Consider the following 24567-nt stretch of genomic DNA (forward strand, 5'->3'; position numbering starts at 1 on the left):
GATCCAGCAAGGGGACACCATGAGCGGGAGCAGCCCCGCCGCACGGTTGCAGCGGCTCTTCGAGGGCCACCGGCTCACGCCCACCCAGCGGCGCATCGCGCACTGCATGGTCCGCCGGGCCGCCGACGCGCCGTTCCTCTCCAGCGTCGAGCTGGCCGAGCTGGCCGGAGTGAGCCAGCCCTCCGTCACCCGCTTCGCCGTCGCCCTCGGCTTCGACGGCTATCCGGCGCTGCGCAGGCACCTGCGCGAGGTCGCCCCCGCCGACCCGGAGCAGGAGGAGACGGGCGAGCGGTACAACGAGTACCAGCAGGCCGTCCGCGCCGAGATCGAGAACCTTCAGCACCTCTCCGACGTGCTCGCCGACCCCGCGCCCGTCGAGCGGGCCGGGCGGCTGCTCGCCGGCTCCCGGCCCCTGCCGGTGCTCGGGCTGCGCGCCGCCTCCTCGCAGGCGCGCGGTTTCGGCTACTTCGCCGCCAAGGTGCACCCCGACGTCCGTGTGCTCGACGAGGGCGGCAGCATGCTGGCCGACCGGATCGACTCCGCCCGCCGGGCCGGGGCCACCGCCTTGATGTGCTTCGCACTGCCGCGCCACCCCAAGGAGAGCGTGGACGCGCTCGCGTACGCCCAGGACCAGGGGCTGACCGTCGTGACGGTCGCCGACTCCGCGTTCGCGCCCGTCGCCAAGCACAGCGATCTGCTGCTCCCGGCGGCCATCGGCTCCGGGCTCTCCTTCGACACCGTCTGTGCGCCGATGCTGCTCGGCCGGGTGCTGCTGGAGGCGATGTGCGACGGACTCCCGGATGCCCAGGCGCGGTTGGAGGAGTTCGACGTACGGGCGGCGGCGCGCGGTCTGTTCGTGGAGTGAGACCCCGGCCCCGCGCCGCCCCGGATGCGTCAGACCTCCAGCTCGGCCTCGATCTTCTTCAACTGGTGGCGGGCCATGGCCAGGTTCGCCCGGCTGGCGTCCAGCACCAGGTAGAGGAACAGGCCGTTGCCGCCACGGGTCTTGAGCAGCCGGATCAGGTGGTACTGGGTGTTCAGGGTGATGAGGATGTCCTCGATCTCCTCCTTGAGCCCCAGGTGCTCCATGGTGCGGAGCTTGGCGCGGATCACGTCGGTGTTGCCCGCGGCGGCGACCTCCAGGTTGAAGTCCTTGCCGCCGCCGAGCGTGCCCAGGGCCATCCCGCTCGTGTAGTCGACGAGGGCGACACCCGTGGTGCCCTCGATCGAGCTCATCGCTTCCTTCAGTGCCGCTTCGGTGTTCGCCATGGAGGCTCGTTTCCTTTCCCTGGCCGGTCGCGGTGACCGGGTCCGTTTCTGTGCCGGCCGCTCGGCCGGTTTCCGTGCGGGCTGGTGCTCGGGCTTCTGCGTGATGGCTGAGTCCCGGTGGTTGTGGCGGTACGGGTGGGGGGAATCGGGCGACCCCTGCGCGAGGGCGCGTTACGTGGGGCGTTGCGGCAGGGCGCGGTTGGGTGCGGTGGCGGGGCGCGGCGGCGCGGCACGGGGGGTGGCGGCGGGGCGCTCGACCCGCTCCAGGGCGGCGTCGACGAGTTCGCCGATCCGGGCGCCCGCGCGGCGGCCCTCCAGATGGAGCCGGCCGACGTTGATGCGGTCCTCGGCCAGCAGCGTCAGGACGGCAGAGGAGCCCGCGGCGTAGGTGGCGATGTAGCCGCTGCCGCCGCGGACGAGGAGTTCCCGGAAGCCGCCCCGGCCGGTGGCGTCGGTCATCCGGATGGAGACGCCGAGGGCGGCCGCGGTGAGGGCGGCGACGCCCTCCGCCTCGACGCCCGGGGTGTCGTGGGCCAGGACGAGCCCGTCGGTGGAGGCGGCCAGCGCCCCGGAGAGCAGGGGGACCCGGGCGCGTAACCGCTGGAGCTCGTCGAGGACATCACGTGTTTCGGCCTCGGGCACCATCGGCTGTCTCCTCCCGGCACGCTGTCTGAGCGCGCGTATCACAGGGCCTCCAATGCGTCTCGGAGTCGGCGCAGCAGGGCGATATCGGGGTCGGCCGTCACCTCGGGGAGCGTGATCCGGCCGGGGGTCTCGGCGGCCGGCAGGGGCTGGGCGCGGACCGCCTCCACCAGGCCGGCCGCGGCGAGACGCCGTAGGTCGACCAGGATGTGAAACGCCGAACGGCCCAGCGCCTGCGCGATGTCCGAGGCCGTACGGACCCCGTCGACCAGCTCCAGGAGCCGCCGCTGCCGGGCGGGGACCGGGGCGTCGGTCCCGTGCGCCGTCCGCAGCAGCGGGGCGCTGTCGCAGGCGGGGTCGGGCCAGATCCGGTCCAGGAACTCCCGTCTGCGCAGCGTCTCGCGCTCCACGGCGGCGACCGGGACGGGCCGCACCGGACCGATCCAGTGCGCCACCCCGTAACGGAAGCGGGCGGGCGTCCCGGTCGGGGCGAGTGCGAAGAACGCGGCGTCGTACAGCGCACCCAGATGGCACAACTCCAGTGCGCCGCCCGGCACATGACCGCTGTCCACGAGATAGCGGCCGACCCGGTGGCCCGCCCCGGCCTGCGCCACGGCGTCCCACCAGCCCTCGTGCCGCAGGGTTCCGCCGGTGGTGAGCAGGACGTCGATACCAGGGGTGGCGGGGCTCTCGGCGTGCACCACCTGGCCGTCGGCGAGGTAGAGCGTGCCGCGGTCGCGCATCAGGGCGCCGGTGGCGCGCTCGGCGGCCAGTCGCTGGAGCATCGGGGAGAGGACCGGGAGCCTGTCCGTCTCCGGTGCGTCGGGGTCGGCGGCTATCGCGCTCATGCCAGCACCAGCCGCTCGGCCAGTTCGCTCAGCCGCATCCGGGCGAGCGCGAGATTGCCCGCCGAGCGGTCGAGCCAGAGATGCAGGAAGACACTGCTGTCGAATGCCGTCTCCACGAATCGGAGCATGTGGTATCCGTCGTGGGTGGTGACGATGACGTCCTCGACCGGGGTGCTCGGTGACTCCGCGGGTCGCCCGCCTTCCGCGCCGAGGTGGGCGAAGGCGGGCTGTTCGGCGGTCATCCGGGCGACCTCCGCCGTCTCGGCGGCGGTCGCCTCGTGGTCGCCGTTGGGGGAGTCCCCGATGGTGCCGAGGGCGAGACCGCTCGTCCAGTCGACCACCGAGGCGCCCCGGGCACCGGGCAGCCTCATGACTTCGAGCAGGCACTCGTCGATTCCGGGCACGCGGATTTCCCCTCCCGACGTGGCGTACGGCTGTAACGCAGAGGCTACGCAACGTGCTCAGGGCTGGTGGAGGTTCTGGCATTTTCCTTTGGTACATGCCCTCCGGGGTGTAAAGGAGCGGCCGAAAAGTGGTGGCCGACAGGTGTGGTGACGTCCGGTCAGGAGGCGTCGGCGCCGGACTTCTCGCGGGCGGTCATCACCACCTTGTTGAGCACCCAGAGCCCGATCCCGATGAGCAGGAGGATCCCGGCGCGTACGTACACGTCGGAGCCCCGGTCGGCGAGCGGGCTCGCCAGGATCAGCGAGGTGAGCGCGCCGAGCACGGGAAGCGCCGTGGGCGTACGGAAGTGGCGGTGGTCCACCGGGTCCCTGCGCAGCACCAGTACAGCGATGTTGACCACGGCGAAGACGCAGAGCAGCAGGAACGAGGTGGTGTCGCCGAGCCCTTCGATCTCGCCGGTGGAGACCAGGCCGATCGCCAGGGCGGAGACGAAGACGATCCCGACCCAGGGGGTGCGCCGGCCGGACAGCACCTTGCCCATCGTGGGCGGCAGGATGCGCTCGTTGGCCATGCCGTAGCAGAGCCGCGAGGCCATCATGATGTTGATCAGCGCCGAGTTGGTGACGGCGAACAGGGCGATCAGCGCGAAGAGTTTCGGCGGGAAATCGACGCCCCCGGCCTTCACCACCTCCAGCAGCGGGCCGCTGGATCCCGACAGGGTCTCGGAGTCGACCAGGAGCGAGGAGACCAGGGCGACCAGGACGTAGATGGTGCCGGTGACGCCCACACCGATGAAGATGGCGCGGGGGAAGTTGCGGGCCGGGTTCTTGGTCTCCTCGGCCATGTTCACCGAGTCCTCGAAGCCCACGAAGGCGAAGAAGCCGAGCGCGGTGGCGCCGAGGACGCCGGTGAGCAGGGCGTACCCGGTGCCGCCGGTCTCGATCTGGGTCAGCCGGGAGGGTTCGCCCTCGCCGCTGAACACGGCGTACGCGCCGATCGCGAGGATCACCGCGAGCCCGCTGACCTCGACCAGGGTCAGGACGACGTTGGCCTTGACCGATTCGGCGACCCCGCGCAGGTTGATCGCGGCCAGGACGAGGATGAACAGGATCGCGATCAGGGTCGGCGGTACCGCGTCGGTGAACTCGCCCAGATAGTCGCCGCTGAACGCCCGTGCCGCCGCGCTCGCCGAGGAGAGGCCCGAGCACATCACCATGAAGGCGACGACGAAGGTCAGGAAGGGGACCTTGAACGCCTTCTGGGTGTAGAGCGCGGCCCCGGCCGCCTTCGGGTACTTGCCGACCAGCTCCACGTACGAGGCCGCCGTCAGCAGCGCGACGGCGAAGCCGATCGCGAACGGCAGCCACAGCGCGCCGCCGACCTTGCCAGCCACGTCTCCGGTGGTGGCGTAGATGCCGGTGCCGAGGATGTCGCCGATGACGAAGAGGATCAGCAACTTGGGGCCCAGCGCGCGCTTGAGCGGCGGCTCCGAGCCGGGTTTCGCGGGGGCCGCGTGGCCTTTGGGGCCCTCGGGTTCCGCCGGTGCGGGTGTGTCGGGAGTGCTCATCGGTGCCTCCGGTCCGGCCTGGGATGCGGCCCGGATCCTCCCTCGGATCCGGCCTCCTGCTCGGTAGGGAGAACGTCTGCCCGATCACGACGCGAACCGCACCTGTTGACTACGACTATTCAGAGCATCAGGATGTGAATAGATTTCCACCGTCGCGAGGAGGCACCGCCATGTCAGGACCCCGCCCCGTACGGGCACCGCGCGGCAGCGCACTGACCGCCCTGGGATGGCAGCAGGAAGCCGCGCTGCGCATGCTGCAGAACAACCTCGACCCCGAGGTCGCCGAGCACCCCGACAAGCTCGTCGTCTACGGCGGCACCGGCAAGGCGGCCCGCGACTGGCGCTCGTTCGACGCGATGGTCCGCACGCTGGAGACGCTCAAGCAGGACGAGACGATGCTCGTCCAGTCCGGGCGGCCGGTCGGCGTCATGCAGACCCACGAGTGGGCGCCGCGCGTGCTCATCGCCAACTCCAACCTGGTCGGCGACTGGGCCAACTGGGAGGAGTTCCGCCGCCTGGAGCAGCTGGGCCTCACCATGTACGGCCAGATGACCGCCGGGTCCTGGATCTACATCGGCACCCAGGGCATCCTCCAGGGCACCTACGAGACCTTCGCCGCCGTCGCCGCGAAGAAGTTCGGCGGGACGCTGGCCGGGACGATCACCCTGACCGCCGGACTCGGCGGCATGGGCGGCGCCCAGCCGCTCGCCGTCACCATGAACGACGGCGTCGCGATCTGCATCGACGTCGACCCGCGCGCCATCGAGCGCCGCATCCAGCACCGCTACCTGGACGTGAAGGCCGACAGCCTGGAGCACGCCCTCCAGCTCGCCGTCGAAGCCCGTGACCAGCGGAAGCCCCTCTCCATCGGCCTCCTCGGCAACGCTGCCGAGCTGCTGCCCCGGATGCTCGCCGAGGGCGCGCCGATCGACATCGTCACCGACCAGACCAGCGCCCACGACCCGCTGGCCTACCTGCCGCTCGGCGTCGACTTCGACGACATGGCGACGCTCGCCGCCGAGAAGCCCGCCGACTTCACCCAGCGCGCCCGCGAGTCCATGGCCCGCCACGTCGAGGCCATGGTCGGCTTCATGGACGCCGGCGCCGAGGTCTTCGACTACGGCAACTCCATCCGCGGTGAGGCCCAGCTCGCCGGCTACGACCGGGCCTTCGACTTCCCCGGCTTCGTCCCCGCCTACATCCGCCCCCTCTTCTGCGAGGGCAAGGGCCCCTTCCGCTGGGCGGCCCTCTCCGGCGAGGCCTCCGACATCCACAAGACCGACAAGGCGATGCTGGAGCTCTTCCCGGAGAACGAGTCGCTGCACCGCTGGATCAAGATGGCCGGCGAGCGCGTCCACTTCCAGGGCCTGCCCGCCCGTATCTGCTGGCTCGGCTACGGCGAGCGCGACAAGGCCGGCGAGCGCTTCAACGACATGGTCGCGAGCGGCGAACTGGCCGCCCCGCTGGCCATCGGCCGCGACCACCTCGACTGCGGCTCGGTCGCCTCCCCGTACCGCGAGACCGAGGCCATGCTCGACGGCTCCGACGCCATCGCCGACTGGCCGCTGCTCAACGCCATGGTCAACGTCGCCTCCGGCGCCTCCTGGGTCTCCCTCCACCACGGCGGCGGCGTCGGCATGGGCCGCTCCATCCACGCGGGCCAGGTCTCCGTCGCCGACGGCACGAAGCTCGCGGGCGAGAAGATCCGCCGCGTCCTGACCAACGACCCCGGCATGGGCGTCATCCGCCACGTCGACGCCGGCTACGACATCGCGGAGTCCGTCGCCGCCGACAAGGGCGTACGGGTCCCGATGACGGAGGACAACTGATGCCCACGGGCACCTCGGGGCAGGGCCCGGCCGGAGCGGCCGGGCCCACCCCGCCCGGTCCGGGACGCCAGCCGTGGCGTGCCGGTGACTCCTTCCTCGCGATGTGGCGGGAGCTGGCTCCCGTCGGGCGCCACCCCGAAAGCGGCGGCTACCGGCGCTACGCCTGGTCGGCGGCCGACCTCGACTGCCGGGCCTGGTTCCGCGCGCAGGCCGAGGCACGAGGGCTCACGTACGAGACCGACCGCAACGGCAACCAGTGGGCCTGGCTCGGCGACCCCCTGGCCGGGGACGCCGTCGTCACCGGCTCCCATCTGGACTCCGTCCCGGACGGCGGGGCCTTCGACGGCCCGCTCGGCGTGGTGTCCTCCTTCGCCGCGCTCGACGAACTCCACCGCAGGGGAGCGGAGTTCACCCGGCCGCTGGCCATCACCAACTTCGGTGACGAGGAGGGCGCCCGCTTCGGACTGGCCTGCGTCGGGTCCCGGCTCGCCGCCGGACAGCTCACCGTCGCCGACGCCCACCGCCTGAGGGACGCGGACGGGACCACCCTGCCCGCCGCCATGGAGGCGGCCGGATACGACCCCGGGACCATCGGCCCCGACCCGGAACGGCTCGCCCGGATCGGCGCGTTCGTCGAACTCCACGTCGAGCAGGGCCGCGCCCTCGACCTGACCGGCGACCCCGTCGGTATCGCCTCCGCCATCTGGCCGCACGGCCGCTGGCGGTTCGACTTCCGCGGCGAGGCCAACCACGCGGGCACCACCCGGCTCGCCGACCGCCGCGACCCGATGCTCACGTACGCCGAGACCGTGCTCGCCGCCCGCCGCGAGGCCGAACTGACCGGCGCGCTCGCCACCTTCGGCAAGATCGCGGTCGAGCCCAACGGGGTCAACGCCATCCCCTCCCTCGTCCGCGGCTGGCTCGACTCCCGCGCCGCCGACCAGGCCACCCTGGACGCCGTCGTCACCGGTGTCGAGCGCGCCGCCCGGGAGTACGCCGAGCGGGCCGGGATCGACCTCGACGTCGTGCGCGAATCGTTCACGCCCGTCGTCGAGTTCGAGCACGCCCTGCGCGACGAGCTGGCCAAGATCCTCGAAGGCGGCGGCGACACGGGGCGGCCCGTGCCCGTCCTCGGCACCGGCGCGGGCCACGATGCGGGTATTTTGTCCGCCTCGGTGCCCACCGCCATGCTCTTCGTACGGAACCCCACCGGCATCTCGCACTCACCCGCCGAGCACGCCGCCGAGGACGACTGCACGGCCGGGGTCGAGGCACTCGCCGACGTACTGGAAGGTCTCGCGTGCAGCTGACACAACGGACGGCGGGCGCGCCCGTCACCGCGACCTACTGGATGGACCACGCCTGGCTCGGCACGCACGTCGAGCCGGGCGTCACCCTGGACGTCGCGGACGGCCGCATCGCCGGGATCAGGACCGGGGTCGAGGCACCGCCGCCCGGCGCGACCGCGCTGCGCGGCCTGACCCTCCCCGGCCTCGCCAACACCCACTCCCACGCCTTCCACCGGGCCCTGCGCGCCACCGTCCAGGTGGGCACCGGGACCTTCTGGACCTGGCGCGAGCTGATGTACCGCACGGCGGCCGAGCTCACCCCGGACACCTACTTCGACCTGGCCCGCGCCACGTACGCCGAAATGGCCCTGGCCGGCATCACCTCCGTCGGCGAATTCCACTATCTGCACCACGCCCCCGGCGGCACCCCCTACGCCAACCCGAACGCCATGGGCGAGGCGCTCATCGCGGCCGCCGCCGAGGCCGGGATCCGGATCACCCTGCTGGACACCGCCTATCTCGCCGCCGGATTCGGCGAGCGGCCCAACCGGCACCAGCTGCGCTTCTCCGACACCACCGCCGAGGCCTGGGCCGAGCGCGCCTCCCTCCTCAAGGGCGACGACCACACGCTGATCGGCGCGGCGATCCACTCCGTCCGGGCGGTCCCGGCGGACCAGCTGGCCACCGTCGCCGCCTGGGCGGAGGAGCGGGAGGCCCCGCTCCACGTCCACCTCTCCGAGCAGACGGCGGAGAACGACGCCTGCCGGGCCGCCCACGGCCGCACCCCCACCCGGCTGCTGGCCGACCACGGGGTCCTCGGCCCGCGCACCACCGGCATCCACAACACGCACCTGACCGAGGCGGACATCGAGCTGCTGGGCTCCTCGGCGACGGGCACCTGCATGTGCCCCACCACCGAACGCGACCTGGCCGACGGCATCGGCCCCGCCACCGCCCTCCAGAAGGCGGGCTCGCCGCTCTCGCTGGGCAGCGACAGCCACGCCGTGATCGACCTCTTCGAAGAGGCGCGGGCGATGGAGCTCAACGAGCGGCTGCGCACCCACATCCGGGGCCACTGGACGGCCGCCGCCCTGCTGAGGGCCGCCTCCGCCGACGGGCACGCCGCGCTGGGCCGCCCCGACGCGGGTGTGCTGGAGCCGGGCGCCCCCGCCGATCTGACCACCGTCGCCCTGGACTCCGTCAGGACGGCAGGACCGGTACCCCGACTGGCAGCGGAGACCGCCGTATTCGCCGCCTCCGCCGCTGATGTGCGGCACACGGTCGTGGCAGGGCGGCACATCGTCCGGGACGGCCGTCACACACAGGTCGAGGACGTGCCCCGGGCGCTCGCGACAGCCGTCGCAGCCCTGCACCGCTGACCACCGGACGCGACCGCCCCGCACCACCGACCCGGGAACCCCCGGAACCTTGGGAACCTCCAGACCGCCCGGAACGCAAGGAGAACACTCTCCAGATGACGACCACCGCCGTCACCCACATCGCCAGCCTGGTCACCAATGACCCCTCCCTCGGCAACGGGACCCCCCTGGGCCTGATCCAGGACGCGGCCGTCGTCATCGAGGGCGACCGCATCGTCTGGACCGGTGAATCCAGCAAAGCACCCGCCACTGACAACGTCCTCGACGCGGCCGGCCGCGCGGTGATCCCGGGCTTCGTCGACTCCCACTCCCACCTGGTCTTCGCGGGCGACCGCACCGAGGAGTTCAACGCCCGCATGTCCGGGCAGCCCTACCGCGCGGGCGGCATCCGCACCACCGTCGGCGCCACCCGGGCCGCCACCGACGAGGAACTGTCCGCCAACGTCGCCCGCTACCTCGCCGAGGCCCTGCGCCAGGGCACCACCACCTTCGAGACCAAGTCCGGCTACGGCCTCACCGTCGAGGACGAGGCCCGCGCCCTGCGCATCGCGGGCCGCCACACCGACGAGGTCACCTACCTCGGCGCCCACATCGTGTCCCCCGACTACGCCGACGACCCCGCCGGATACGTCGACCTGGTCACCGGCCCGATGCTGGAGGCCTGCGCCCCGCACGCCCGCTGGATCGACGTGTTCTGCGAGCAGGGCGCCTTCGACGGCGACCAGGCCCGCGCCATCCTCACCGCGGGCCGCGCCAAGGGACTGCACCCGCGCATCCACGCCAACCAGCTGAGCTACGGCCCCGGTGTCCAGCTCGCCGTCGAGCTCGACGCCGCGTCGGCCGACCACTGCACCCACCTCACCGACGCGGACGTCGACGCGCTCGGCCAGGGCAGCACGGTCGCCACGCTGCTCCCGGGCGCGGAGTTCTCCACCCGCGCCACCTGGCCCGACGCCCGCCGCCTCCTCGACGCCGGGGCCACCGTCGCGCTCTCCACGGACTGCAACCCCGGCTCGTCGTTCACCTCGTCCCTGCCGTTCTGCATCGCGCTGGCCGTACGCGACATGGGGATGACCCCGGACGAGGCGATCTGGTCCGCCACCGCGGGCGGAGCCGCGGCCCTGCGCCGTAGCGACATCGGCCGGATCACCCCCGGCGCCCGCGCCGACCTGGTCCTCCTCGACGCCCCGAGCCACGTCCACCTCGCCTACCGCCCGGGCGTCCCGCTGGTCAGCGCGGTGTGGCGGAGCGGGGAGCGGGTGGTGTAGGTCCCGTACACGGGCAGGGTTCCGTACCGACCCCCGACACGCGGAAGGACCCGCTCCCGGCGATCCGGGGCGGGTCCTTCCGCGGTGCTCGACGGCCCGTGGAGCCCCGAGGAGGGGCGGCGGGCCGACCGGGGTCACTCATCCAGGGTCAGACCCTTGCGGAGCTTGGTCAGCGTGCGGGAGAGCAGCCGGGAGACGTGCATCTGCGAGATGTTCAGCTCCTCGCCGATCTCCGACTGCGTCATGTTGCTGACGAAGCGGAGCGAGAGGATCATCCGGTCCCGGGCGGGCAGCGCGGCGATCAGCGGCTTCAGCGACTCGACGTACTCGATGCCTTCGAGCCCGTGGTCCTCGTAACCGATGCGGTCGGCGAGGGCGCCCTCGCCGTCGTCCTCCTCGGGCTTGGCGTCCAGCGAGCTCGCGGTGTACGCGTTGCTCGCGGACATGCCCTCGACGACCTCGTCCGGGGTGATGCCCAGACGCTCGGACAGCTCCGCCACGGTGGGCGCGCGGTCCAGCTGCTGGGAGAGCTCGTCGCCCGCCTTCGCCAGGTCGAGCCGCAGCTCCTGGAGCCGGCGCGGTACGCGCACGGACCAGCTGGTGTCACGGAAGAAGCGCTTGATCTCACCGACGATCGTCGGCATCGCGAAGGTCGGGAACTCGACGCCGCGGCTCAGCTCGAACCGGTCGATCGCCTTGATCAGGCCGATGGTGCCGACCTGGACGATGTCCTCCATCGGCTCGCTGCGGGAGCGGAACCGGGAGGCGGCGAACTTGACGAGCGCGAGGTTCAGCTCGACGAGGGTGTTGCGGACGTACGCGTACTCGTGCGTGCCCTCTTCGAGGGACTCCAGCCGCTCGAAGAGCGTCTTCGACAGGGCCCTGGCGTCCAGAGCGCCCACTTCGGCGTACGGCGGGATCTCGGGAAGCCCTTCGAGGCCCTCACCGGAAGCGCCGGAGAAGTCTGAGGTGGTGCTGGTCGTGCTGGTGGTGCTTGCGCGCGGGCCGGTGACGGCGCTCGCGGCGGGGGAGTCGGAATTGGTCGGTCCCTGAGGACATGCCGACGACGCGTCCTGGGTACGCGCTACGTCGAGCCGGGGTGACATGCTTCTCCTCCATCGTTCTCGGCATATGGCTGCCGATGCCCATACGTGTTCTTGCGGTGAAGCGGCGCCTCCAAAGCCGGTCGCATTTCTGGTGTCCCTCTACCCATACCCGGTCTTGACCTGCAGTGACAAGCGCCAATTGCCGTCATATGTCCGCTTTGTTGAGGTCTCCGACTACCGTGTGGCGTGGGAAACGCGTAATGTTTTGCGCACGTCGGCGGCAGCTATGCATGCAGCCGCACAGGCAGTGACGCGCACAGTGACGAACGGCGAAGAGGGACAGGCATGGACCGCGGGACGGTCGGCAGTGCGAACCGGGGTCGGCTTCAGGTCGAGGCCCGGACCGAGGGGCGCAGCGAGGTGGTGACCCCGGTGGGTGAGCTCGATCACCACACCGCGGATCTGCTGCGCGAGCCTCTGGAGAGTGCGGTCGAGCAGGGGCGGTCACGCCTGGTGGTCGACTGCTCCCGGCTGGATTTCTGCGACTCCACCGGGCTGAACGTGCTGCTCGGCGCCCGCCTCAAGGCGGAGGCGGCCGGAGGCGGCGTCCATCTGGCCGGAATGCTGCCCGTCGTGGCGAGGGTGTTCGAGATCACCGGCGCGGACGCGGTCTTCACCGTCCACGCCACGCTCGAAGAGGCCCTGGCCGCCTGACCCTGCACGGCCGTGCGACCGCGGGCATCCTTGATGTCGGCTGTGTCACGCGATCGTGTGCCTCAAGTGGGTGTTGTTGCGACATGGCAGGGCAGGAGACACCCCGTCGGTGCCCCGCAAGGGGTCCGGCACACTCGGTAACTGACCACTATCTGTTCAACGGCGACATGGCGACATGGCGAATCGGTGAGGTGAAGCGCTGATGAGCACCACCCGGCAGCATCCGCCGGGCGACCTCGGTCGCGAGCCGGACGAAGCGGGCGCAGCCTCGACCGTCCCGGACGGGCGGCAGTGGCGCACGCTCTCGCTCGCACAGGCCAGCGGCATCGTTCCGACGGCCCGGGACTTCGCCCGGCAGGCGCTGAACGACTGGGGCTGGCTCCCCGCGTCCACCGCGGACCGCAGGGCCGCCGCCGAGGACGTCCTGCTGGTCGTCTCCGAGCTGGTGACCAACGCCTGCCTGCATGCGGAGGGACCCGAGGAGCTCCGGATCGGCCGCACCCCCAAGGGGCTGCGGGTGGAGGTCGTCGACCGAGGGGCCGGACAGCCCGCACCCCGTACGCCGCACCGCGCGGGCCGGCCCGGGGGGCACGGCATGTTCATCGTGCAGCGCCTCTGCCTCGACTGGGGCGTGCTGCGTGCGCCGGACGCCCCGGGCAAGACGGTCTGGGCGGAGCTCGCCGCTCCGGCCTAGGGCCCGCGCCTCCCGCCCTGCCCTCTCACCCGCACCGAAAAGAGCGCGCCGGATCGGCGCGCTCTTTGTCTTCCCTCCATCAGGCCCCGGGCGTACCTTGAGCGCCCAATCTGATGTGCCGTCAGTAATGCGCGCCCGTACGGTTCGTGGCGCGCGGCGGCGTCCGGCAAGAGGGGAACACGAGGTGCCGAACCAGAAACGGACAACTCTCGCGCTGGCGGCCGCGCTGGCGGGCTCGATCGTGGTGGCGGGCGCGCCCGCCGCGTACGCCGAGGTCGTGGACGTCAACTACCAGTGCGTGACGCCCATCGGGCCCAAGGGGGCGGTCTCGCCCATCGACATCAAGAGCGTCAAGAGCGGCAACGGCTACAAGCTCACCATGTCCTTCCAGAAGGGCGTCTCCTCCAGCCCGGTCGAGCTGGGGAAGGGGGCCATGAACCCGAGCGCCGTGATCGAACTGGGCGGCGCGGAGACGGGCAAGGTCCAGGTCTCCGGCCCGGCGAACGCCGAGGCGATACCGGCCAACACCCCGATCAAGATCAGTGACTTGTCGGGGACGTACACCCCGAAGAAGAGCGGCAAGGTCACCTTCACCGCCGGGGTCCTGACCATCAAGGCCCTCGGTACGACCACCACCTGTACGCCCAAGAACAGCCCCGGCCCGTCCCTCGAACTCGACGTCCAGGGGGCGGGCGGATCGTCGGGCGGCGGCTCCACGGGGGGATCGACCGGTGGCTCCACCGGCGGTGCCTCGGGAGGTGCTTCGGGAGGTGCTTCGGGAGGTGGCGAACTGCCCCGCACCGGCCCGCTGGACTCGGCGGCGGCGCTCGGCACCCTCGGCGGCACCGTGCTGCTGACCGGAGCGGCCGGAGTGCTCTGGCTGACCCGGCGCGGACAGCGCTCCGCAGGCTGATCACGGCCCGTGCGGTCCGTGCGGTCCGTGCGTCCGAGCGGTCGTGCGGCTGGCGGCCTGCGCGGCACCGGCCGTCCGTACGCCTGCGTACGGCCCGCACGGCAGCGCCATCGGCCGCCGGAAGGCAAAGGAGCCGCCCATGTCGCCACCCACCCCGCGCCGCCGCCGGGCGCTGCCCGTCCTGACGGCGGCGCTCGCCGCGCTGCTGTGCGGGCTCGCGCCCCCGGCCGCCGCCGACGACGGTCCGCCCGACTGGACGGCCCGCCCCGCCGGCGGCACCGACCGGGACGCCCGGCCGTACGTCTATCTGGAGGGCACCCCCGGCACGGTCCTCCAGGACCGCCTCACGGTGACCAACTCCGGCCGGGCCCCGCTGACCGTACGGCTCCGGGGCGACGGCCGGGCCGGGGACTGGATCAGGTTCGCCGAGGACACGGTCACCGTCCCGGCCAGGACCCGCGCCGACGTGCCGCTCGCCCTCACGGTGCCGCACGACGCGGTGCCCGGCGACACCTCCGGGGAAGCCGTGGCCACCGGCGGGGGCGAGGAGATCCGCGTACCGGTCCGGATCCGGACGGTCGGCCCGACGCTGGCGGCGCTCGGCGTCGAGGACGTCGAGGTGTCCGGCGGGACCATCCGGTACGCCCTGGTCAACCGGGGCAACGCGATGCTGAGGCCCCGGCTGGCGGTGCGCGCCGAGGGGGTGTTCGGCACGCTGCTGGACCGCCCGGAACGGCCTCTGCCGCTGGAGCTCGCCCCCGGCCGGAGGGTCGAGCGGACCGAACCCTGGCCCGACGCCCCGGCCCTGGACGCGGTCACCGTACGGCTGCGGGTCACCGCGTCGGGGGGTGCCCGGGACGAGGCCGAGGCCTCGGCGACGTACGTCCCGGTGGCCCCGGCGATCGGCGGCGGGCTGCTGGTCCTCGGCGGCCTGGCCGCGCTCGCCTCCGGCGCGTACCGACGGTGGCGCACCGGGTGCGCGGGCCCGCAACCGCCCCCGGACGCGGGGCCCGCGGTGCAGCCGGAGCCCCCGGAGCAGGCCGGACCTCCGGAGCAGGCGCAACTCCCGGTGGCCACCGAACCGTTGCTGAAGGCGGGAGTGAAGACGTGACGCGGCAGCCCGGACCCGAAGCCCCCCACCCGACCCGACCGACCGGCCCCCCATCCCTCACCGCCCTTCTTACGCTCCTCGCCCTCCTGCCCGCCCTCTGCGCCCTGTTCGTCCTGACCGCGCCGGGTGCTCGGGCGGCCGAGGGCGACCCCGCCGTCAGCCTGTCCAAGAAGGAGGCGGGCAAGGGCGGGGAGATCACCGTCAGGGGCAGCGGCTGGCGGCCCGACGCGCTGCTGATGCTGCTGATCTGCGGTCAGTCCACGCCGGAGCGGGGCGTGATCGGCGGTACCAACTCCTGCGCCAACGCCGACGGCCGCGCCGTCACGACCGACAAGAAGGGCGCGTTCAGCAAGAAGCTGCCGGTGACCGAACCGCCGAAACCGTGCCCCTGCGTGGTGCACGTCGCCACGGTGACGGGTGAAGAGGCGCTGGCCGACGCGGTGTTCACGGTGGCGGGCCATCCGACGGCGGAGCTGCCGCGGCAGGGCGGCGACGGGAAGCTCGCGGTGCTGGCCACCACCCGGCTGGAGGGCGACAGCTCCCTGCTCACCTGGTTCGGGGCCCCGCCCGCCCGCCGGCTCGTCCTCACCGTGGGCAATCTCGGGTCGGACCCGGTCCAGGACCCCGTCTTCGAGATCGGCACCGCGCACGGCGTCTACGCGCCGCAGTGGGAGGAACGCCAGTGGCGCGGCACGGTCGCGCCCGGCGGCAAGGCGCGGATCGAGCTGCCGGTCGAGCTGTCCGCGGGCGCGCACGGCGACTACCAGGTCTCCCTGCGGTACGGGGACAAGGTGCTGGCCGAGCAGCCGTGGGGGGTGGGCCGGCCCTGGGGCGTCACGCTCTTCTGGGTCCTGCTCTGCCTGGTCGTCCCGGCGGCGGTCTTCCGTATCGGCATGGCCGTCGTGGACAAGGTCCGGCCCCGCCCCGCCGGCGCGCACCGCCTGCGGAGGCCGACCGCGCCCACCGCCGTCATCGCGAAGACGAAGACGAAAGCGGACACGGACACGAACGCGAACGCGACCACGGCCGTGCTGCCGTGGTTCACCCCGGATTCCGCACCGTCAGAGAACCGACCCCGACCCACGACGAAGGGACAAGCGTGAGAACGCAACGGAGGATGAGCGCGGCAGGAGTCGCGCTGATGCTCGGCGGCGCGGGCATCCTGATGGCCGCGAGCCCGGCCCAGGCCGCCGAGGTCAGTTACGCGACGGAGTGCGTGCCGCCGCCGATCTCGGGACTGCCCGCCGTGCAGGGCACCACGAAGGTGGAGCTGACCGCTCCGGCCGAGGCGAAGGTGGGCGACGAGATCGAGGTCGTCTGGAAGACGGTCGAGGCCGCGTCCAAGAACCCGGACGTGCTGGACCTGGGGGCGGACACGGTCAAGCCGACCGGAACCGTCACCCTGGGCGGTGCGGCGAGCGGCGAACTGAAGCTGGAGGGCCCCCGGCAGAACCCGCCGATCCCCAAGAACAGCCCGATGGTGCTGCCCGACATGAAGGGCACGCTGAAGCTGGAGAAGGCCGGGGAGATCACGCTGACCCCGGGCGCGTACAACATCAACGTGTCCAAGCCGATCTCCACGGACACCAAGTGCGCGCCGAAGGAGGAGGTGCGGCCGGGCGCCACGATCAAGGTCACCGAGGGCGGCGGCTCCACCACCGGCGGCACGACCTCCGGCGGCACGGACACCGGCGGCACCACCACCGGAGGCACGGACACCGGTGGCACGACGACGGGCGGTTCGGACAGCGGCGGTTCGGACTCCGGAGGCAGCACGTCCGGGGGCGGTGACGGCGGAAGCACCGGCGGCGGAGGCGGCGAGACCGACTTCCCCGGCAAGGAGGTGTCCGTCGCCTACGCGTGCAAGACGCCCATCGGGGACAAGAACGCCACCTCACCGGTCCGTATCAGCGCCAAGAAGAACGGCGGCGACTACGACCTGACGGTGAAGTTCAGCAAGTCCGTGATGGACAGCCCGATCGACATTCCGGCGGGCCAGGTCAAGCCGTCCATGGAGGTCGAGCTCGGCGGGGCGGACCAGGGCACGGTCAAGGTCGAGGGGCCGCTGAACAAGGAGGTCATCAAGACCGGCGCCCCGATCGAGATCCCGGATCTCACCGGCACGTACAAGCCCGGCGCGAGCGGGAAGTCCACGCTCAGCCCCGGCGTCCTGACGGTGATGGCCGCCGGTACGACGACCACCTGCACCCCGCCCGCCGATGTGGCCGTCTCCCTGGAACTGGACACCTCCGCCCAGCCGGGCGGCGCGTCCGGCGGCAGCGGAAGCGGCGGCGCGGCGGTCTCCGGCGGAGCTGCGGCGTCCGGCGGCGGCACGGACTCGGGTGGCGGCCTGGCCGCCACCGGCGCCGAGGACGGCGGCGCGCTGAGAGCACTCGGCCTGGTCGCCGGCACGGCGATCCTGCTGGGCGGCGCGGTGTTCACGTTCACGCCCTGGCGGAAGCTGCGCGGCATGCGCTGAGCGAGGGGCACGAGCCTGGACCGGGCCGCTCCCGGTCCAGGCTCAGAACTAGCTCAAATCGTCGGCCTCACCTTGCTCGCACAAGATCGAGAAGGCTAGGTTCCTCAGGTGCCTCTTCGCAGGAGCGAAGAGAATGATCTGGGTGCGGCGCTCACCGGCAGGCTTGACCACCTGCCCGGCCCGCACCAGTGGAGAAAAGGAACATCATGAAGGTGACCTGGGGGAAGAAGGCTGCGACGGGCGTGCTCGCCGGCCTGCTGATGACGTCCGGACTGTCGCTCGCCACCGCGGCGCCCGCCGCCGCGGCCGGTGCGAAGTACACCTGCAAGGCCACGCCCAGCCTCTCGCTGGGGCGTCCGGTCTCGACGTCGTCCTGCAAGAAGTCGTCGAAGGGGAAGGCCGTCAAGAAGCACCGCGCCGTGCTCGTGTGCGACGTCGTGCGCGGCCGGGGTGCCGAGCACACCATCCCGTGGACGGTGTTCGGCGACTGGAAGAAGCCCGGCGAGAAGTCCTCGGTGAAGTGCGGGTTCAGCAGCTTCCTGCGCAGCGTCAAGGTCGAGACCAAGAAGTAGTCGGGACCGAGAAGCAGTCGAGGCCGCGAAGTACCGGCCGACGGCAGACGGCAGCGGGTCCGCACGAGAGCTTCTCGTGCGGACCCGCTGCCGTTCTTCCCCGGTGGGGAGTTACTTCACGCCGCCCATGAGGGCGCGGATCTTGCGGCCCGCCACCATGAAGGCGAGACCCGCGGCCACCGCCACGACCGCCTGCAGCGTGTAGTACGCGGCGTCGCCCAGCGGGGCGTTGAGCTTGGTGGTCCAGCCGTTCAGGGCGTTGCCCGTCGAGGTGGCCAGGAACCACAGACCCATGATCTGGCCGACGAACATCTTCGGCGCCAGCTTCGTGGAGAGCGACAGGCCGACCGGGGAGAGGCACATCTCACCCATGGTCTGCGCCAGGTAGACCGCGAGCAGCCAGAACACGGTGACCTTGCCCGTGTCGCTGTTGGCCGCGGCGGCGCCCGCCAGGCCCATGATGCCGAAGGAGCCACCGATGAGGAGCATCGCCAGGGCGAACTTCATCGGGGTGCTGGGCTCACGGTTGCGCGTGGCCAGCTTGACCCAGAGCGCGGCGAAGATCGGGGCCAGGATGATGACCATGGCCGGGTTGACCGACTGCAGCCAGGAGGCCGGGAACTCCCAGCCGCCGATGAAGCGGTCCGTCTTGTTGTCCGCGAAGATCGTCAGCAGCGAACCGGACTGGTCGTAGATCATCCAGAACAGCACGGCGGTGATGAAGAACCACACGTACGCCTTGATCTTCGGGCGGTCCTCCGCCGTCAGCGCCGGGTCCCGGAAGATCGTGATGAAGTAGATGATCGGGACGACGACGCCCAGCACGGCCAGGACGTTGACGATGTGCTCGATGTCGTACGTGCCCAGCGCCAGGTCGATCAGCAGCGCGGCGACCGCGATACCGACCCACAGGACCACCTTGCGCAGCGTCTTCCGCCGCTCCTCGGGGGAGATGGGCTTCGCGGGCAGCTTGCCGACGTCGCCGAGGTGCTTGGAGCCGATCGCGTACTGGATCACCGCGAAGGTCATACCGACACCGGCGACACCGAAGCCGAGGTGCCAGTTGACGTGCTCGCCGAGGTAGCCGACCAGCAGCGGGGCGGCGAGGCCACCGATGTTGATCGCCATGTAGAAGAGCGTGAAACCGGCGTCGCGGCGGGCGCTGGTCTGGCCCTCGTAGAGGCCGCCGACCATCGCCGAGATGTTCGGCTTCAGCAGGCCCGTACCGGCCGCGATCAGCGCCAGGCCGACGAAGAACGCGATGTCGCTCGGCAGTGCCAGGGTGAAGTGGCCCAGCGCGATGATGATCCCGCCGACCAGAACGGCCTTGCGGGCGCCCCAGAGGCGGTCGGCGACCCAGCCGCCGGGCATCGCGGCCATGTAGACGACGGCGTTGTAGACACCGTAGATGGAGGCGGCGAGCGCCTCCCGGCCCTCGAGGGGGCCGTCGAGCACCGCGGCCACCAAGTACAGGGTGAGGATGGCGCGCATCCCGTACCAGGAGAAGCGTTCCCACATCTCCGTCATGAACAGGGTGGCCATACCGCGGGGGTGGCCGAAGAAGGTCTGCTCGCCGGAGTTCGGCGAGTCCTTCGTCAGGCTGGACGCCATGGTCGATCCTTGCTGGTCGGGACGCGCCGCCTCGTGAGCGGTACGCGCCCGGTGGGGGGCAGCCGGCACCGGCGCGGCGTGCCCCGTCCCCGCGCCTGAGGGGACGTGCTCCATGCGGCCGGGCTCCTGGCGGGGGCTCGGCGGTGGAGCGGGGAAGAACCGCGTCGGGATCCACACCCGGGGCGCGTCCTCGCGCTCCGGGCCCGGCTCACAGGTCATTCACTCAGAGCGGGCCGGCGAAAACCGGCCCCGCACACAAAAGAGACCCTTGGCGCTCATGGCTGCCCAAAGGTCCTTGAGTAGTGCAACAGGCGTCGGGACACCATACGACACGACACGGCGGGATATGGAAGGACTTGAGAGATGGATCACAGGTCCTGACGGAACCAGACTCCCATATTCAAAGGTCTCCGTCCTCTTTACGGCGCTGACCCGCAGGTGGCGTCGCGGGCCTCACTCCGGGGCCCCCGGCCGGACTACCATCAGTCCATGACCCGTGTACTGCTCGCCGAGGACGACGCATCCATCTCGGAGCCACTGGCCCGCGCACTGCGTCGGGAGGGTTACGAGGTCGAGGTCCGCCAGGACGGTCCGACCGCGCTCGACGCCGGACTCCAGGGCGGTATCGACCTGGTCGTCCTCGATCTGGGGCTGCCCGGGATGGACGGTCTCGAAGTCGCCCGCAGGCTCCGGGCCGGCGGGCACACCATCCCGATCCTGGTGCTGACGGCCCGCGCGGACGAGGTCGACACGGTCGTCGGCCTGGACGCGGGCGCCGACGACTACGTCACCAAGCCGTTCCGGCTCGCCGAGCTCCTCGCCCGGGTCCGCGCCCTGCTGCGCCGCGGCGCCTCCGAGCCCGTGCCGCAGCCCGCCACCCACGGCGTCAGGATCGACGTCGAGTCGCACCGCGCCTGGATGGGCGAGGAGGAACTCCAGCTCACCGCCAAGGAGTTCGACCTGCTGCGGGTTCTCGTCCGGGACGCCGGCCGGGTCGTCACCCGCGACCAGCTGATGCGCGAGGTCTGGGACACCACCTGGTGGTCCTCCACCAAGACCCTCGACATGCACATCTCCTGGCTGCGCAAGAAGCTCGGCGACGACGCCGCCAATCCGCGCTACATCGCCACCGTCCGGGGCGTCGGCTTCCGGTTCGAGAAGAGCTGACGTACGAAGCTCCCATGCGCTCCGATAACCGTCCCGGCGGCCCCATGAGGCGGCGGGCATGCGCCGCCGGCTGATCAACTCCACGCTCGCCGTGGTGCTCGTCGTCATCGCCGTCTTCGGCGTCTCGCTCGTGATCGTCGAGACCCGCACCATCAGCGCCAGCGCCCAGGAGAGCGTCGAGTCCGAGGCGCTCCGGCTGATCAGCGTGGTCGAGAGCCGGCTGCTGGGGGAGGAGACGATCAACTCCGGCGTGCTGGCCGAGCAGATCGACCCGGCCCGGTTCGCGCTGATCGAGATCCCCGGCCGCGAGCCCATCTCCGTCGGTGAACGCCCCACCGGCTCCGTCCTGCGCGCCACCGAGACCGGTGAGGGGGGCGAGAAGGTCACCGTCGAGGAGTCCCGCTCGTCCGTCACCCGCGAGGTCGGGCGCACGCTCCTGATCATCGGCGCGGTGGCGCTGCTGGCGATCGTCTCGGCCGTGCTCCTCGCCGTACGCCAGGCCAACCGGCTGGCCTCCCCGCTCACCGACCTCGCCGAGACCGCGGAACGCCTCGGCTCCGGGGACCCCCGCCCGCGTCACAAGCGGTACGGGGTGCCCGAACTGGACCGGGTCGCCGACGTCCTGGACTCCTCCGCCGAGCGGATCGCCCGGATGCTGACCGCCGAACGCCGGCTGGCCGCGGACGCCTCGCACCAGCTGCGGACGCCGCTGACCGCGCTCTCCATGCGGATCGAGGAGATCTCGGTCACCGACGACCCCGAGACGGTCAAGGAGGAGGCGAACATCGCCCTCACCCAGGTCGAGCGCCTCACCGACGTCGTCGAGCGGCTCCTGACGAACTCCCGCGACCCGCGCACCGGCTCCGCCGTCGTCTTCGACCTCGACGAGGTCATCAAACAGCAGATCGAGGAGTGGCGCCCCGCCTACCGCTCCACGGGCCGGGCCCTCGTCTGCTCCGGCAAGCACGGGCTGCGGGCCGTCGGCACCCCGGGCGCGGTCGCCCAGGTCCTGGCGGCGCTGATCGAGAACTCCCTCATGCACGGCGGCGGCACCGTCGCCCTGCGCACCCGGGTCACCGGCAACCAGGTCGTCGTCGAGGTCACCGACGAGGGCCCCGGCGTCCCCGCCGAACTGGGGGCGCGGATCTTCGAGCGGGCCATCAGCGGCCGCAACTCCACCGGCATCGGCCTGGCCGTTGCCCGCGACCTCGCGGAGGCGGACGGCGGGCGGCTGGAGCTGCTCCAGCAGCACCCGGCGGTCTTCGCGCTCTTCCTCAGCCGCGTCCCGGTCGACCGCAGGACTCCTGAGCGCCCGGTGCGCTGAACAACGACGGACGCGGCGCTTCAGTTCCGTAAAGGAGACGAGTCCGTACGGAGAGACGCGGCGCGTCAGTTCCGTACGGGATCGGGCTCTACCGTCTCCGGCGGCCGCCGCTGTTCCAGAAACCGCTCCGCAGGGCGTGCGGCCTCCTCGGCGGGAGCGGGCTCGGCGGGGAGGGCCTTGAAGACCCACGTCCGGTAGGACCAGAAGCGGAAGAGGGTCGCGATCCCGATGCCCAGGATCTTGAAGACGTTGCTCTGGACCGGGCTGTTCCAGTCGAAGCCGTACGTCGCCAGGTACAGCACACCGTTCTCGATGACCGCGCCCGCCGCGCTGAACAGCAGGAAGAGCGTCAGCTCGCGGGTCCGGCCGGTCTTGTCGCGGTCCCGGTAGGTCCAGTAACGGAAGCCCACGTAGTTGCAGAGGATGGCGACGAAGGTGGCCAGCACGCTCGCCCGGACGACCTGGAGGTCGGTGGTGTGCCGGAGCAGGTTGAAGACGGCGATGTTGACCAGCAGCCCCACCGCACCGACCGCGCCGAACTTGGCGACCTCCCGGGCCAGCAGATCAAGCCGGGCCCGCAGTGCGCCCCGTTCGCTCATGGTGATCGCTCAGTCCGTCCGTTCGATGGCGTCGACGGTTCCGTCAACCCGGCCATGCTAACCAGCCCACCCGTGTGACGCCCGTGAGTCCGCGGGGGCGGCGGAGGTACGGCCATCCGTACGGCCGTCCGGGGACCACCGGCGTGGCGGATACCCTGGAGACGTGACGTTCCCGGTAGTCGGCATGGTCGGCGGCGGTCAGCTCGCCCGCATGACCCACGAGGCGGGTATCCCCCTCGGCCTGAAATTCAAGCTGCTCAGTGACACCCCCCAGGACTCGGCGGCCCAGGTGGTGAGCGAGGTCGTCATCGGCGACTATCGCGACCTGGACACCCTGCGCGCCTTCGCGCGCGGCTGTGACGTGATCACCTTCGATCACGAGCATGTGCCGACCGAGCATCTGCGCGCCCTGGAGGCGGACGGCATCCCCGTGCGCCCCGGCCCCGATGCCCTGGTCCACGCCCAGGACAAGGGGGTGATGCGCGCCAGGCTCGCGGAGATCGGCGCCCCCTGCCCCCGTAACCGCATCGTGAGCGACCCGGCCGACGCCGCCGCGTTCGCCGAGGAGGCCGGGGGCTTCCCCGTCATCCTCAAGACCGTGCGCGGCGGGTACGACGGCAAGGGCGTGTGGGTGGTCCGCTCCGAGGCGGACGCCGCCGACCCGTTCCGCGCCGGGGTCCCGGTCCTCGCGGAGGAGAAGGTCGACTTCGTACGGGAGCTGGCGGCCAACATCGTCCGCTCGCCGCACGGCCAGGCCGTCGCCTACCCGGTCGTCGAGTCCATCCAGGTCGACGGCGTCTGCGACACGGTGATCGCCCCCGCCCCGGACCTCTCCGAGGAGCTGGCCGGCGAGGCCCAGCAGCTCGCGCTGCGGATCGCCGCCGAGCTGGACGTCGTCGGCCACCTCGCCGTCGAGCTGTTCGAGACCCGTGACGGCCGCATCCTCGTCAACGAGCTGGCGATGCGCCCGCACAACTCCGGCCACTGGACCCAGGACGGCGCGATCACCTCGCAGTTCGCCAACCACGTCCGGGCGGTCCTCGACCTCCCGCTCGGCGACCCGCGCCCCCGCGCGCCCTGGACGGTCATGTGCAACGTCCTGGGCGGCGACTACCCGGACATGTACCAGGGTTACCTGCACTGCATGGCCCGTGACCCGCAGCTCAAGATCCACATGTACGGCAAGGACGTGAAGCCCGGCCGCAAGGTCGGACACGTCAACACCTACGGCGACGATCTGGCGGACGTGCGGGAGCGCGCCCGGCACGCGGCCGACTACCTGCGAGGAACGATCACCGAATGACTTCCCCCTCCGCACCGGCGCCCGTGATCGGCATCGTGATGGGCTCGGACTCCGACTGGCCCGTCATGGAGGCGGCCGCCAAGGCGCTCGACGAGTTCGAGATCCCGTACGAGGTCGACGTCGTCTCCGCCCACCGGATGCCGCGCGAGATGATCGCGTACGGCGAGGAGGCCGCGGGCCGCGGCCTGAAGGCGGTCATCGCGGGCGCGGGCGGAGCCGCCCACCTGCCCGGGATGCTGGCCTCGGTCACCCCGCTGCCGGTCATCGGCGTTCCGGTGCCGCTGAAGTACCTGGACGGCATGGACAGCCTGCTCTCCATCGTCCAGATGCCCGCGGGTGTCCCCGTCGCCACCGTCTCCGTCGGCGGAGCGCGCAACGCGGGCCTGCTGGCCGCCCGCATCCTGGCCGCTTCCGACCCGGCGCTCCAGGAGCGGATGGGCGAATTCCTGCAGGAACTGAACGCCCAGGCCACGGAGAAGGGCAAGCGCCTGCGCTCCAAGGTCCAGGGCTCGGACTCCTTCGGCTTCGGAAAGTAGGG

General features: G+C 71.7%; 24 protein-coding genes. 16 read left to right on the plus strand and 8 right to left on the minus strand.

Going from position 1 to position 24567, the window contains the following annotated elements:
• The first annotated feature begins 19 nt into the window (after positions 1 to 19).
• Positions 20 to 865, plus strand: a complete 846-nt coding sequence (locus IE134_RS25630; RefSeq protein ID WP_032787264.1) for a MurR/RpiR family transcriptional regulator — start codon at positions 20 to 22, stop codon at positions 863 to 865.
• A gap of 29 nt (positions 866 to 894) precedes the next feature.
• Here the strand turns inward: IE134_RS25630 and IE134_RS25635 are convergent, their stop codons facing one another.
• From IE134_RS25635 to IE134_RS25655, 5 genes are all read right to left on the minus strand, one after another.
• Positions 895 to 1269, minus strand: a complete 375-nt coding sequence (locus tag IE134_RS25635; RefSeq protein WP_030710331.1) for a roadblock/LC7 domain-containing protein — start codon at positions 1267 to 1269, stop codon at positions 895 to 897.
• A gap of 171 nt (positions 1270 to 1440) precedes the next feature.
• Positions 1441 to 1914: a roadblock/LC7 domain-containing protein gene (locus tag IE134_RS25640; RefSeq protein WP_030710327.1), complete on the minus strand. Its 474-nt coding sequence runs from the start codon at positions 1912 to 1914 to the stop codon at positions 1441 to 1443.
• A gap of 38 nt (positions 1915 to 1952) precedes the next feature.
• Entirely contained in the window at positions 1953 to 2759 is an 807-nt protein-coding gene (locus tag IE134_RS25645) for a helix-turn-helix domain-containing protein (protein ID WP_030710325.1), read from the minus strand.
• Entirely contained in the window at positions 2756 to 3163 is a 408-nt protein-coding gene (locus IE134_RS25650) for a hypothetical protein (RefSeq protein WP_189431879.1), read from the minus strand. Before IE134_RS25650 ends, IE134_RS25645 begins: the two co-directional genes overlap by 4 nt.
• Positions 3164 to 3321: 158 nt before the next feature.
• Positions 3322 to 4731, minus strand: a complete 1410-nt coding sequence (locus IE134_RS25655; RefSeq protein WP_189431881.1) for an APC family permease — start codon at positions 4729 to 4731, stop codon at positions 3322 to 3324.
• 170 nt (positions 4732 to 4901) lie between these two features.
• Here IE134_RS25655 and hutU point away from each other — a divergent pair, with 170 nt between their 5' ends.
• From hutU to hutI, 4 genes are all read left to right on the plus strand, one after another.
• On the plus strand, positions 4902 to 6560 hold the full coding sequence (gene hutU, locus IE134_RS25660; RefSeq protein WP_189431883.1) for a urocanate hydratase: 1659 nt from the start codon (positions 4902 to 4904) through the stop codon (positions 6558 to 6560).
• Positions 6560 to 7870 (plus strand): allantoate amidohydrolase, encoded by a 1311-nt coding sequence (locus tag IE134_RS25665; RefSeq protein ID WP_030710318.1) that lies wholly within the window; start codon positions 6560 to 6562, stop codon positions 7868 to 7870. The genes hutU and IE134_RS25665 overlap by 1 nt, the downstream gene beginning before the upstream one ends.
• Entirely contained in the window at positions 7861 to 9228 is a 1368-nt protein-coding gene (locus IE134_RS25670; protein ID WP_097973466.1) for a formimidoylglutamate deiminase, read from the plus strand. The genes IE134_RS25665 and IE134_RS25670 overlap by 10 nt, the downstream gene beginning before the upstream one ends.
• Positions 9229 to 9323: 95 nt before the next feature.
• A complete protein-coding gene (hutI, locus tag IE134_RS25675) occupies positions 9324 to 10496 on the plus strand; it encodes an imidazolonepropionase (RefSeq protein WP_030710315.1) in 1173 nt (390 codons plus the stop codon).
• 134 nt (positions 10497 to 10630) lie between these two features.
• Here the strand turns inward: hutI and IE134_RS25680 are convergent, their stop codons facing one another.
• Positions 10631 to 11602, minus strand: a complete 972-nt coding sequence (locus IE134_RS25680) for an RNA polymerase sigma factor SigF (RefSeq protein ID WP_030710313.1) — start codon at positions 11600 to 11602, stop codon at positions 10631 to 10633.
• A 285-nt stretch (positions 11603 to 11887) separates the two neighbouring features.
• On the opposite strand from IE134_RS25680, the gene IE134_RS25685 reads away from it, so the two are divergent.
• From IE134_RS25685 to IE134_RS25715, 7 genes are all read left to right on the plus strand, one after another.
• On the plus strand, positions 11888 to 12256 hold the full coding sequence (locus IE134_RS25685) for an STAS domain-containing protein (protein WP_030710311.1): 369 nt from the start codon (positions 11888 to 11890) through the stop codon (positions 12254 to 12256).
• A 202-nt stretch (positions 12257 to 12458) separates the two neighbouring features.
• Positions 12459 to 12950 carry an ATP-binding protein gene (locus tag IE134_RS25690; RefSeq protein WP_030710309.1) on the plus strand — a complete coding sequence of 164 codons (492 nt, stop codon included), beginning with the start codon at positions 12459 to 12461 and terminating at the stop codon, positions 12948 to 12950.
• Positions 12951 to 13134: 184 nt separating this feature from the next.
• Positions 13135 to 13863: a hypothetical protein gene (locus IE134_RS25695; protein ID WP_030710307.1), complete on the plus strand. Its 729-nt coding sequence runs from the start codon at positions 13135 to 13137 to the stop codon at positions 13861 to 13863.
• Positions 13864 to 14002: 139 nt separating this feature from the next.
• Positions 14003 to 14974 carry a COG1470 family protein gene (locus tag IE134_RS25700; RefSeq protein WP_189431886.1) on the plus strand — a complete coding sequence of 324 codons (972 nt, stop codon included), beginning with the start codon at positions 14003 to 14005 and terminating at the stop codon, positions 14972 to 14974.
• Positions 14971 to 16077, plus strand: coding sequence for a hypothetical protein (locus tag IE134_RS25705; RefSeq protein WP_126932079.1), 1107 nt, complete (start codon positions 14971 to 14973; stop codon positions 16075 to 16077). The genes IE134_RS25700 and IE134_RS25705 overlap by 4 nt, the downstream gene beginning before the upstream one ends.
• Positions 16078 to 16091: 14 nt before the next feature.
• On the plus strand, positions 16092 to 17453 hold the full coding sequence (locus IE134_RS25710) for a hypothetical protein (RefSeq protein WP_098895351.1): 1362 nt from the start codon (positions 16092 to 16094) through the stop codon (positions 17451 to 17453).
• Between the two features lie 206 nt (positions 17454 to 17659).
• Entirely contained in the window at positions 17660 to 18025 is a 366-nt protein-coding gene (locus IE134_RS25715; protein ID WP_030710299.1) for a hypothetical protein, read from the plus strand.
• A gap of 111 nt (positions 18026 to 18136) precedes the next feature.
• On the opposite strand, the gene IE134_RS25720 is transcribed toward IE134_RS25715, so the two are convergent.
• Positions 18137 to 19636 carry a peptide MFS transporter gene (locus IE134_RS25720; RefSeq protein WP_098017263.1) on the minus strand — a complete coding sequence of 500 codons (1500 nt, stop codon included), beginning with the start codon at positions 19634 to 19636 and terminating at the stop codon, positions 18137 to 18139.
• Positions 19637 to 20125: 489 nt separating this feature from the next.
• Here IE134_RS25720 and IE134_RS25725 point away from each other — a divergent pair, with 489 nt between their 5' ends.
• Both IE134_RS25725 and IE134_RS25730 read left to right on the plus strand, forming a co-directional pair.
• Positions 20126 to 20803 carry a response regulator transcription factor gene (locus IE134_RS25725; RefSeq protein WP_007450117.1) on the plus strand — a complete coding sequence of 226 codons (678 nt, stop codon included), beginning with the start codon at positions 20126 to 20128 and terminating at the stop codon, positions 20801 to 20803.
• Positions 20804 to 20861: 58 nt separating this feature from the next.
• Positions 20862 to 22127, plus strand: a complete 1266-nt coding sequence (locus tag IE134_RS25730; protein ID WP_030710295.1) for a sensor histidine kinase — start codon at positions 20862 to 20864, stop codon at positions 22125 to 22127.
• 65 nt (positions 22128 to 22192) lie between these two features.
• Here the strand turns inward: IE134_RS25730 and IE134_RS25735 are convergent, their stop codons facing one another.
• A complete protein-coding gene (locus tag IE134_RS25735; protein WP_032787236.1) occupies positions 22193 to 22726 on the minus strand; it encodes a GtrA family protein in 534 nt (177 codons plus the stop codon).
• A gap of 163 nt (positions 22727 to 22889) precedes the next feature.
• Between IE134_RS25735 and IE134_RS25740 the strand changes: the two genes are divergently transcribed.
• Together IE134_RS25740 and purE are read left to right on the plus strand one after the other, a co-directional pair.
• Positions 22890 to 24029 (plus strand): 5-(carboxyamino)imidazole ribonucleotide synthase, encoded by a 1140-nt coding sequence (locus IE134_RS25740; RefSeq protein WP_073779749.1) that lies wholly within the window; start codon positions 22890 to 22892, stop codon positions 24027 to 24029.
• Entirely contained in the window at positions 24026 to 24565 is a 540-nt protein-coding gene (gene purE / locus IE134_RS25745; RefSeq protein WP_030710288.1) for a 5-(carboxyamino)imidazole ribonucleotide mutase, read from the plus strand. Before IE134_RS25740 ends, purE begins: the two co-directional genes overlap by 4 nt.
• The last annotated feature ends 2 nt before the right edge of the window (positions 24566 to 24567 follow it).

It is taken from the genome of Streptomyces rubiginosohelvolus, from assembly GCF_014649875.1.
Lineage (GTDB): Bacteria > Actinomycetota > Actinomycetes > Streptomycetales > Streptomycetaceae > Streptomyces > Streptomyces rubiginosohelvolus.